The sequence below is a fragment of the Chitinophaga sp. sic0106 genome, from assembly GCF_019219075.1.
Taxonomy (GTDB): domain Bacteria; phylum Bacteroidota; class Bacteroidia; order Chitinophagales; family Chitinophagaceae; genus Chitinophaga.
The window spans coordinates 400,941-413,063 of record NZ_JAHUWJ010000005.1 but is presented as its reverse complement, the minus strand read 5'-3'; the positions used below and the strand labels follow the sequence as shown (position 1 = coordinate 413,063).

The following is a 12,123-nucleotide window of genomic DNA, read 5'->3' as shown; positions in this document are numbered from 1 at the left end:
TCCTTTTTTACGATATGACCAATGCCTATCTGGGTGTATCTCTCTCATTTCCCAACAGGGTAATAACTAGTATAACTACATTAATATACCTGTTTAATAATTTCCTACAAAAGTAAAAGGGTGTATCGTACTTTTCAGACATCCTCTAAAAAACGAAAAATTAATATCATCACATTATCAAGTTCTTTCATTCTTTAAATAATTCATATATCAAACTCATCCATTGTAAACAACAATAAATCATTTAACATCGTCTTTTTCAAATAATTTCATATTATTTTTTACAATCAGTTATTAATAATTATATATGTGACAATTAAATCATTCTAACAGAGATGTATATATCTTTGCGGACGATTTATTTACATAGCTGAGAATTTTTTCATAATCCCTGTACCTAGAAATGAACGGACTACTACGTAGGCTCGTACTGGCAGTGTTTTGTCTGCTGGTAGGCCATGCTTTACATGCCCAGAACTGTACGATTAATGCAGGCGTTACCACTTCGGTTTGTCCCAACGACAAATTCATCCTGTCAGGCTCCAGTAGCGGATTGATTGCTATCGATCCTGTATGGACACAAGTTAGTGGTCCTGCCGTTACCATTAAGCAGCCCAACGCACTGACTACCGAAGTGAGTGGCTACGCTGCCGGTATGACTTACAAATTCAGACTGTCTGCAAAATGTAAAGATGGCTCGTTAATCTATGATGAGGTAACCTATAACACCTACCCTGCCACGCAGGCGAATGCCGGCACGGACGCGAGTGTATGCGGCACCGGTATTGCATTACATGGCAACACCCCGGGTACTGGCGAAACCGGATTATGGACTATCCAGGGTAATCCGAACGGCATTAGTTTTTCCACTGCCGATCAAAACAAACCCAATATGTCCGTTAACGTAGATCCGGAAAAAGCCGGTACTGCTGTAATCCGTTGGACCATTTCCAGCAACAACTCCTGCCGCTCCTTTGATGAAGTCACCATCACCAACCCCGGTGGTGTGATGCCCGTTAAAGCAGGTGCGGATCAAACTCTCAATAACTGTTACACCACTACGCAGGAAACTAAACTCGCTGCTACTTTTGGCGGGAATAATACCAATGGTCAGCAGGGTACCTGGTCCGTACTAAGCGGCCCTACCGTACCGCAGTTCAGTGATATAAATGATAACAAAGCCACGGTAAAAAATCTGAGTGCCGGTACCTATAAACTACGCTGGACGGTGAAAGGCCCTTGCGCAAATGGTACCGCAGATGTCACCATTGTAGTCCCCACCGGTACACAGTCCATCACCAAAGCGGAAGGCGGCACAGCCACCTATTGCGATGGCCGTAACTCCACCGTCATCAAAGGTCTTGCACCTGCCTATGCCGGTGAAATTGCCACCTGGACGAAAGAATCCGGTGCAGGAACCATTGCATCTCCCAACTCCCCTACAACAGCAGTAAATAATTTAGACGGTAATAAGAGTGTATTTGTATACACCATCAGCAACCCGGCAACAGGTTGTACCTCTGAAGCAAAATACACCGTCAACTATACTACACCACCACAACTCACGGCACCGTCGCCGGTAGTAGCACCCTGTGATGCTACGCTGGTAACGGTTAACTATAGCTATACCGGAGGCGATAAAACCCAGTGGGCGCTGATCAGTGCGCCTGCAGGTGTAACAACCACCGCCTTTCAGGATGCTGCGCAGCCGCTGCTGTTACCGGCGTATAATATTCCGGGCACTTACCTGGTGCGACTAAAACGCACTACCAACAATGGTTTTGGCGGTTGCCAGGATCAGTACGCGGATGTATATGTGCAGTTGTCACAGTCGCCCACTGCTGCGAACGCAGGTACCAAACAGGTACTGGCCTGTAACATAAAGGAAACACACCTGGCCGGAAACATACCAGCCGTGGGCACTGGCAGCTGGTCGCAAGTGAGTGGCCCTGCCATCGCCAACATCGACAATAAAAAAGATCCGACCACTCTCATCGATAAACTGGAAAACGGCACCTATACTTTCCGCTGGATTATCAGCGGCGGCGTAGGCTGCCCTAATCAACAGGCAGACGTACAGGTAGTAGTAGCCAGCAGAACGCCCACCGCAGCCGCTGCCGGCTCCGATGCGGTGATCTGTAGTAATACACCGTATAAATTAACAGGTAATAAACCCGTGTTAAACGAAACCGGCAGGTGGTCCGTTAGTCCGGCAGATCAGGTGACCTTCTCCGATCCTACCGATCCGGAAGCCATTGTAAACGGCCTTACGCCTGAAAAAGATTACACCTTTACCTGGACCATCACCAACGGTTGCGGTACCGCCTCCGATCAGGTAACTATCCGCCCATCCACCACCGCAGGACCTAAGCAGGCCAACGCGGGTCCGGATATCTGCTTAGCGGCAGGCGCCACCACCCTCACCCTCGCTGGCAATGCCGCTACGGATGGTGAAACGGGCAAATGGAGCGTGGCTAACGGCAGCACGATTCAATTTACTAATGACGCACAAAATAATACAGGCGTTACCGGTGCCACTAACGGACATTACCAGCTTGAATGGAAACTGAGCAGAAACGGATGCCCTGACACCAAAGACACCGTGCTGGTAAGTATCGTCAACACCGCTACCACCGCCACCGCCGGCAGTAATCAAAACCTTTGCGGTGCACAAACGATTCACCTCAACGGCAACACGCCAAGTGTTGGAACCGGCCGCTGGAGTCAATTAGAAGGCCCAGGCGGCATTGTGATCGCTGATCCGGCGTCTAATACCACAGCTGTAAACAACCTGACCGATGGCCGCTACATTTTCCGGTGGACCATCAGCAATGGCGCATGCCCTGCCAACTTCAGCGATGTTACATTTAATATTACCACTCCGCCTACTCCCGCCGAAGCAGGTACCAACAAAACAATCTGTGGTGCTACCACCGCCGTGCTGGAAGGTAATACCATCACCAACGGTATCGGCACCTGGAGCGTGGTGAGCGGCCCGTCCAACCCTACTTTCGCGGACGCGGGTAATCCTACAACTACTATCTCCAACCTGAAAACAGGCGTATATAAGTTGAAATGGACCGCCAACAGCGGCCCCGACTGCCCGGTGAGTTCTGATGAAGTAGTGCTCACCGTCAGAGAAAATGCAAAAGTGACACCTGCTGTACAACAGATCTGTAACGTAACTTCTGCCGTAGTCAGTGGCAACGAAGGCTCCATTGGTTCATGGAAACAAACTGCCGGTCCTGCCGGTGCTACCATTGCAGCCAATGCCTCCAACTCCGCCGTAATCTCAAACCTGATTCCGGGCAACCAGTATCAGTTTACCTATACTATTGCTGCCGTGCAGGGCTGTGATGCTTCCAGTGCCACCGCTACTATAAACATCAGCGACCTGCCTTCTGCCGCAAACGCAGGACCAGATCAGACATTCTGCTTACCGGCTGGCGCCAGCACCACGGATGCTACACTTGCAGCTACCACGCCTACCAATGGTACCGGCATGTGGACACTGGCCAGCAAGCCGGAAAACACACCTGACCCGCAAATTATTAATGCCGGCAGCATTAACGCCGTCGTGAAAAATCTGCACCCTGGCATCTACGTATATGCGTGGACGGTATCAAAAGGAAATTGCAGCAGCAATACAGATGTGATGCGCATTATTGTGTCGGCCTTGCCTTCACCGGCACTGCCCGGCGCAGATCAAACCAATGCCTGCATAGATAATATTCTGCTGAATGCCACTGCGCCTGCGGTAGGCATCGGCACCTGGAGTTTTGAATCTGCACCGGCCGGCAACACTGCCGTGATCGAAGGCATCAACGCTCCTTCCACCAAAGTACTGGGCACCAAAGTAGGCCAGTACGCTTTCCGATGGACGGTGAGCAACGGTATTTGCCCGTCTAACACCGCTGTGGTAAATGTTAATGTAACCTCTACCCCGCCTAATCCGGCGGTAGCCAATGTTGGCAATGTAGTAAACGGCCAGCAGTGTATTTTAAGCGGCAGCACCACTACCATCAGCTTAAATGCCAATGCCCCGCAAGGTGCTGAACTGGGTAAATGGATAATAACAAAGGGAGATGGTAGCGCCGCGCCGGTCACCTTCACGGCCGGCAACCCTGCTACTACAGTGTCCAATGTTGGACCAGGCGACTACCTGATGCGCTGGACCATTGAATCAGGCAGCTGCACCAGTGTAAGCGATTTGCCGGTTACCGTACATGCGCGTCCTACTGCTGCCAATGCTGGTACAGATCAGGGCCTCTGCCTCTATTCCCCGCTCACACTGGCTGCCAACACGCCAGCAGTAGGTACGGGTAAATGGAGTATCCTGAGTCAGCCCGCAGGCTCCAAACCTGCGTTCAGCAATGACGCCGACCCTGTTGCCAGCATCTCCGGCCTCCAGGCAGGTTTTTATCAACTGCAATGGACGGTTACCAACGGCGTATGCCCTGTGTCAACAGATAATGTAAACATCACCGTGGACGATTGTGGTATCAAAGTAGTGAAAACGGCCAGCACACCAGTGTTGAACACCGATGGCTCCTACAATGTCACCTTCACCTTTAAGCTGAAAAATCCCGGCACTACGGTAAGGATCAACAACGTGCAACTCACCGATTATATCCCGGCAGGCCTGCCGCCTACAGCCACCTATACGGTAGAAAGTCATACCATCACTGGTATTTCCGGCTATAACGGTTCCTTCAACGGCAACACCGACATCAACCTGTTACAGGCAAATGCAGCATCACTGGATGCCGGCGCTGAAGCAACGATCACCATTACCATTAAAGTTAAATTCTTCTAGTGCACAACGATTATCTTATGACGAAGAGAACAATCCTTGCTATAAAATATTGCTTGACTGCACTGCTGATGGTACTTTACATCGGTGCCGCTGCGCAGTCGGCCACTTATAAAAACACTACCGGCGTAAGCGGTGCTCCTTCCCTGCAAGGCAGCACGGTGAGCGATATTTCCTTTACTACTTTTCAGTTTCCGGCTATCGGACTGGCTACATCGGCCTCCAAGGCGGACATCCAGACGGACGGCAGTTACAATATAACGTACACGTATACACTAAAAAATCTGGGCGGGCTGGATCTTACACAGGTGCATGTCAACAGTTCCTTTGCGGCTACCTTCCCCCTGCCTATGACCTATACCATCACCTCCATTACCGGGCAAGGCATTGCTGCCAACAGCGGATTTGCCGGTAACGCAAGCCAGCCCCAGCTGACGGCCAACAGCGCCACGCTCGCCGCCGGCGCAACCGCTACCGTTACCATCGTACTGAACCTGAAGAACGCCGGTCAATACGGTACTTTCAACATTCAGCCAGAGGTATCCGCCTTGGCGGGCACTTCTGCGGTGAATGACGCCTCGGTGAACGGGACAGTGCCCGACGCCAATAACAACGGGACCGCTTTTGATGATAAATCCGTTACGCCGGTAACCCTGACACCACCTGACATTGAAGTGCTGAAAACCACGCCTACACTGGAACCATATGTAGGCGACAACATCAACTTCTCTATAAAAGTAACTAACCTTGGCGGCGATGCCGCAGGAGTGACCGTCGCTGAAACAATGGGCAACGGGTTTACCTATGTTTCCGATAATGCCGCATCCAATGGCACCAGCTATAATTCCGGCACCAACACCTGGAACATTGGTATTCTCAAAAATGGGGAAAGCAAAACCCTTACGCTGACCGCCATGGTAAACGCTGCAGGCACCTACACCAATACCGCCGGCAACAATCATCCGGAGGATATCGATTTAACAAATAACACGGCCACTGTAAATCTTTCGCCTAAACCATCGGCGGACTTACAAGTGATCAAAACAGCCAGTGCCGACTCCGTAAACGTTAACAGCAATGTATCGTACACACTTACCGCGCGCAATAACGGCCCAAGCAACGCCACCAATGTGGTGATCACGGATCAGCTGCCTGCAGGTATTCAACTGATAGAAAGCTCAATGGCGCCAGGCATGATGTATAACCCAACCACCCGCCTGCTCACCTGGCCTATCGGCGCCATGGCAGCCGGTGCAGCAGACATCTCCCAGGTAATAACCGCTAAGGTAACTGAAGACATTGACCGTACCAGGTTTGCCAACACCGCTGTTATCAGTGCTGCGGAACACGATTCCAAACCAGCTAATAACACCTCTACTGCTACTGTGGTACCAAAACAATATGTGGACCTGGAAGTAACGAAGACTATAACGGCACCGGCTACACTCTATCCACTGGATGAAGTGACTTTCACCATTACGGTTCGTAACATAGGCGTCAACAACTGTTATGATATCAACCTGGTGGATCAGCTGCAAACTGGCTACCAGCTTAAATCAGCCAGCGCTACTGCAGGCACCTTTGTCAATAATGCCTGGAAATTCAGCCAGCTGAATAAAGGCGCGTCCGCTACGCTTACGATTGTAGCCATTGTGCAACCGAAAGGTGATTACAATAACGCGGCAGCGGCCTACACCACCGACAACGACATTAACCTGAATAATAATAAAGCCAGTATCGTACCACCGGTAGTAACACCGCGTACCGACCTTGCCGTAACCATTGCAGGGGCCAATACCGGCACCGTGGGTAATAACTATACGTTCACCATTACCGCTACAAACAATGGCCCGAGTGATGCGACCAATGTAAAAATCACCGGCATCAAACTGCCGGCAGGTTACACATTTGTATCTGCAACGCCTACCAGGGCCACCTATGACCAGGCCACCGGTGAGCTTACCATCGGCAATCTGCCAGCCACCGGTACCAACAAGACTTCCAGCGTAGTACTTGTAGGTAAACTTTTACCGAATGCGGCGAACTATAGCATCACCGCTACAGTAAGCGGTACTGAAGTGGAAACTACCCTGGCAAACAACGTTGCTACCAAAACGCCGAACATTACGCAGGTGGCGGACTTACAACTATTTAAAGGGGTGGATAACAGCACGCCTGAAGTAGGTACCAATGTAACCTTTACGCTCACTGCTGTGAACAGAGGTCCTAGTCTGGGTACCAGCGTGGTGCTGACAGACATCCTCCCTTCCGGCTATACTTTTGTATCCTCCAATACGCCGCTCACGAATGGTAAATGGAATATAGGCAACCTGGCCACCAACCAGACCAATACGCTGACCATCACCGCCCGGGTGAATCCGACCGGTGATTACCTGAACATGGCCAATCTGAAAGGTGCTGAAACTGATCCGGTACCCGCCAACAACGATGCTTCCAGGGCTACCACCCCTATTCCACTTGCGGATGTGGTTGTGACGAAAACCATCGATAATATAAATCCCGATGCAGGTAATACCGTAACGTTTACGATTACTGCCACCAACAGTGGTCCAAGCGTAGCGCAAAGTGTAACCGTTACCGATATACTGGCTTCCGGCTACTCCCTGGTAACCGCTTCCGCTACTGTTGGTACTTACACCAATGGTGTGTGGAGTTTGGGAGATATGAATGCGGCTCAAACCGAAACCCTCACCATTATAGCAAAGGTGCTGGGGAAAGGCAACTACAGTAACACTGCAACTATCAATACTAGCACCAGGGACAAGGTACCGGGTAATAACAGTGCTACGGTAATACCAATTGTACGGCCTGTCACCGATCTGCAAATTGTAAAAACAGCAAACAAACTCACTGTGGATGCAGGCACCAACGTGGTGTTTACTCTCACAGCGAAAAACAATGGTGCGAGCCCGGCCACAGGCGTAACTGCCACCGACCTCCTCCCTGATGGCTTCGCCCTGATCAGTTCCGCACCAGCGGCAGGCACCAGCTATACCTCCGGCAACGGGCGATGGACGATTGGTAACCTGGATAGTGGTGAGGTGAAAACGCTGGACATCACCGCCGTGGTGAATCCAACAGGGAATTATGTAAACACCGCCACTATCACCGGCGATCAGACGGATCTGCTGCCTGCCAACAACACCAGCAGCGTTACTATTAATCGTGTACCCGTTGCTGATCTTGAAGTGCTTAAATCAGTGGATAACACAACTCCTGACGTAGGCAGTATTGTCACTTTTACTATTAAAGCTATCAATCACGGCATCAGCAAAGCTACCAACGTGGTAGTGACAGATGCCCTGCCAACCGGCTATACCTTAGTAGAAAGCACTCCTTCCTCCGGCACTTACACTACAGGAACCTGGACGATTGGAGATATGGAGAAAGATGCAATGGTCACCCTGACAATAAAAGCCCGGGTACTTGCCAGCGGTATTTATCAAAACGATGCCAGCATCACCGGCACAGAGCTGGACCACGTACCTGGTAATAATACCAGCAGCGTTACACCAATACCGGTACCAGTAGCGGATGTAAGTGTTACAAAATCTATCAGCAACGCCCACCCGGATGCAGGCAACAGTGTAACCTTCACCATCACTGCCACCAATAACGGACCTAACACCGCTACCAATGTAACGGTAACGGATATACTGCAATCAGGTTATACCTTTGTTTCAGCGATGCCTTCCGTGGGTACTTACAACCCTGGCACAGGGGTGTGGTCGATTGGTAACATGGCGCTGCTGCAAACCGCCACGCTCACCATTACCGCAAACGTACTGCCCACCGGCGATTACAGCAATACCGCAACGATCACCTCTCCGGTAAAAGACAACGATAACACCAATAATACCTCCACCATTACCCCGCCGGTAGTGCGCCCGATCACCGATCTGGCCATTATTAAGCAGGTAGATAGAAGCACTGCAGATGCTGGCACCAATGTGGTATTTACCCTGAAGGCCACCAACAACGGCCCAAGCACCGCCACAGGCGTAGTGGTACAGGATGTGCTGCCAACCGGCTACAGTCTTATAAGCGCCGGCAGTGGTTATAATGCCGGCACCTGGACCATCGGCACGCTGAACAGCGGCGCCAGTCAAACACTGACGATCACCGCAATGGTACAACCGGAAGGCATATACGAAAACACGGCTGCCATCACCGGCAACGAACATGATCCGGTAGCTACCAATAACAGCAGTAGCGTTACCGTTACCCGCATACCTGTTACCGACCTGGAGGTAATTAAAACCGCCAGCAGCAATACACCGGATGCAGGCAGCGTAGTAACCTTCACCATTACAGCCATCAATCACGGCATCAGCAAGGCTACCGGCGTGATAGTGACCGATGCACTGCCGGATGGTTATACTTTCATCGAAGGCACGCCTTCAGCAGGCACCTATGTGGCCGACAAATGGACGATAGGCGATCTCGGGAAAGATGCAACCGCTACCCTGCTCATCAAAGCCCGCGTGCTGGCAAGTGGCCACTATCAAAACGATGCCACCATTACCGGCACGGAAACCGATCACCAGTTGACCAACAATAGCAGCAGTGTTACCCCGGTACCTGTACCAGTGGCCGACCTGAGCGTGACCAAAACTATCGATAACAGCCAGCCAGACGCCGGCAGTACCGTTACCTTCACCATCCTCGCTAAAAACGATGGACCAGGCACAGCCACGGCGGTAACGGTAACGGATCAACTGTTATCCGGTTACCAGTTCAAATCAGCTACTGCTTCCACAGGTGCGTATGATGCTACCACCGGTATCTGGACCGTCGGCAGTATGACGATCGGACAAAGTGCAACGCTTGCCATTACCGCTACAGTGCTCCCTACCGGTGATTATGATAATACCGCAACGATCACATCTCCCGTAAAGGATAATGATAATAACAATAATACCGCAGGTATTACGCCACCAGTGGTGCGCCCAATTACCGACCTGGCAATAGAAAAAACCGCTGATAAAATCACCAGCGATGCAGGCGCACAAGTAGTGTTTACACTCAAAGCCACTAACAACGGCCCAAGCACGGCTACACAAGTAAAGGTGCTTGACCAGCTTCCTACAGGCTTTACCTTCGTAAGCGCTACCCCTGGTTATGATGCCACCACCGGCATCTGGACCATCGGCACGCTGAACAGTGGCGGCAGCAAAATGCTGACCATTACCGCCACTGTGAATCCGGAAGGCAATTACCTTAACAGTGCAGCCATTTCAGGTAAGGAACATGATCCCGTAGCTACGAACAATACAAGTGCTGTCACCATTACCCGTGTGGCTGTAGCAGACCTGGAAGTCACTAAATCCGCGGATAACAACACACCAGATGTAGGTACAAACGTAACTTTCACCATTACCGCCAGCAACCATGGCCCAAGCACAGCCACCCACGTGGTAGTAACGGATGCCATCCCTGACGGCTATACGCTGCTCACCGCTACACCGGCTACCGGTAGCTTTGCCAACGGTCAATGGTCCATCGGCACACTGAACAGCGGCGGCAACGCTACCCTCACGGTGGTAGCACAAGTACTGGCCAGCGGTATTTATACTAATACCGCTACCATCAGCGGTACGGAGGCCGACCGTAACAACGCTAACAACAACAGCAGCGTAACGCCTATACCGGTTCCGGTTGCCAACATCAGCGTGGTTAAAAACATCCGTCCGCAATCAGGTACCAGCAACCAGGTGACCTTCACCATCACCGCTAAAAATGATGGGCCAGGCAATGCCAGCAATGTAACAGTAACGGATATACTACCATCAGGATACAACTTCGATCAGGCCAATACCAGCAAAGGCAACTATAATGCCGGCACCGGTATCTGGACCATCGGTAACCTGGCTAACGGTGAAACCGCTACCATCGACATCACCGCTAACCTGTCAGCAACGGGCGATTACAGCAATAGCGCCGTGATCAAAGCCTCTGAAAAAGATAAAACGCCGGATGATAACACCAGCACCGTTACACCAACTGTAACCGACCTGCAGGTGATAAAAACTATCTCCAATACCAGACCGCCGCATGGCTCCGATGTAACCTTTACCATCACCGCCGGTAACAACGGGCCAAACGAAGCAACAGGTGTAACGGTAACGGATATACTCCCTGCCGGCTATACCTTCAAATCAGCCGACACAAAAACAGGCAGGTTCAACAATGGCAGCTGGACCATCGGTAACCTCGCCAACGGCGCTACCGTGGAACTGCGTATCACCGCCACCGTGAATAAAACCGGCGACTATGCCAACACCGCTACCATCACCGGTAATGAAAAGGACCGTGACTTATCCAACAACTCCAGCACCGTCATACCAACACCAGTGCCACTGAGCACAAAAGACGATGCTGCCAGCACGGAAGAGCCGGACCCCGTAACGATAGATGTGATTAAAAATGATACCTATGGCAATACCGGCCATACCGTATTCATCAAAGATCAGCCACAACATGGTACCATCGTGGATAATGGCGACGGCACCGTGACCTATACACCAGAAGCAGGCTTCGGAGGCACTGATCAGTTTACCTATTATATCCAGGATCAGTCGGGCTTTGCGTCCAACGTTTCCACGGTGACAATTGATGTAACGAAACGCCTGGTAGATCTGGCCATTAAGAAAGTGATTGTGACACCGCCCGCAGAAATTGCCGTAGGTAAAAACGTCACCTTCGAAATCACCGTGACTAATAACAGCCGCAAAGGCGCCAGCAACGTAGTCGTAACGGACATCCTGGCGAACAACGTTGGCGACATGCAAATACAGACTTCCGCAGACAATGGCAAGGAAGGATACGATCCCATCTCCAAAACCATGAGCTGGAAACTGGATACACTGGCCCCAGGCCAAACGGTGAAACTGAAGCTCACGGCTAAGCTGCTCAGCGGTGGCGTAGTGAATAACACCGCTACCGTAGCAGGCGGCAATGCCGATCCTGATCCGGATAACAACACCGCCACTTCCAACTCTGACGCCAAAGGACCGGATATTTTTGTTCCGAATGCCTTCACACCTAACGGGGACGGTATCAACGACCGCTTTGTGATCCTCGGTATCGACCGGTATCCGAACTCACAGCTGATTGTGTTTAACCGCTGGGGCAACATCGTGTACCGCTCCAACGACTACCGCAACAACTGGGATGGATCAGGCCTCAATGAGGGCACGTACTACTACGAGCTCATTTGTAACACACCTGCGAATGGTAAAGTATCCTTAAAAGGCTGGATACAGCTGGTGCGATAATTAATACTCATG

The 12,123-nt window shown here is 51.1% G+C and carries 2 protein-coding genes; both read left to right on the top strand.

The window, feature by feature from the left end; all coding sequences use genetic code 11:
- Positions 1-403 precede the first annotated feature (403 nt).
- Positions 404-4,816, top strand: coding sequence for a hypothetical protein (locus tag KW844_RS10620; protein ID WP_218376695.1), 4,413 nt, complete (start codon positions 404-406; stop codon positions 4,814-4,816).
- 17 nt (positions 4,817-4,833) lie between these two features.
- Positions 4,834-12,111 carry a gliding motility-associated C-terminal domain-containing protein gene (locus tag KW844_RS10615; RefSeq protein WP_218376694.1) on the top strand — a complete coding sequence of 2,426 codons (7,278 nt, stop codon included), beginning with the start codon at positions 4,834-4,836 and terminating at the stop codon, positions 12,109-12,111.
- Positions 12,112-12,123: the final 12 nt, after the last annotated feature.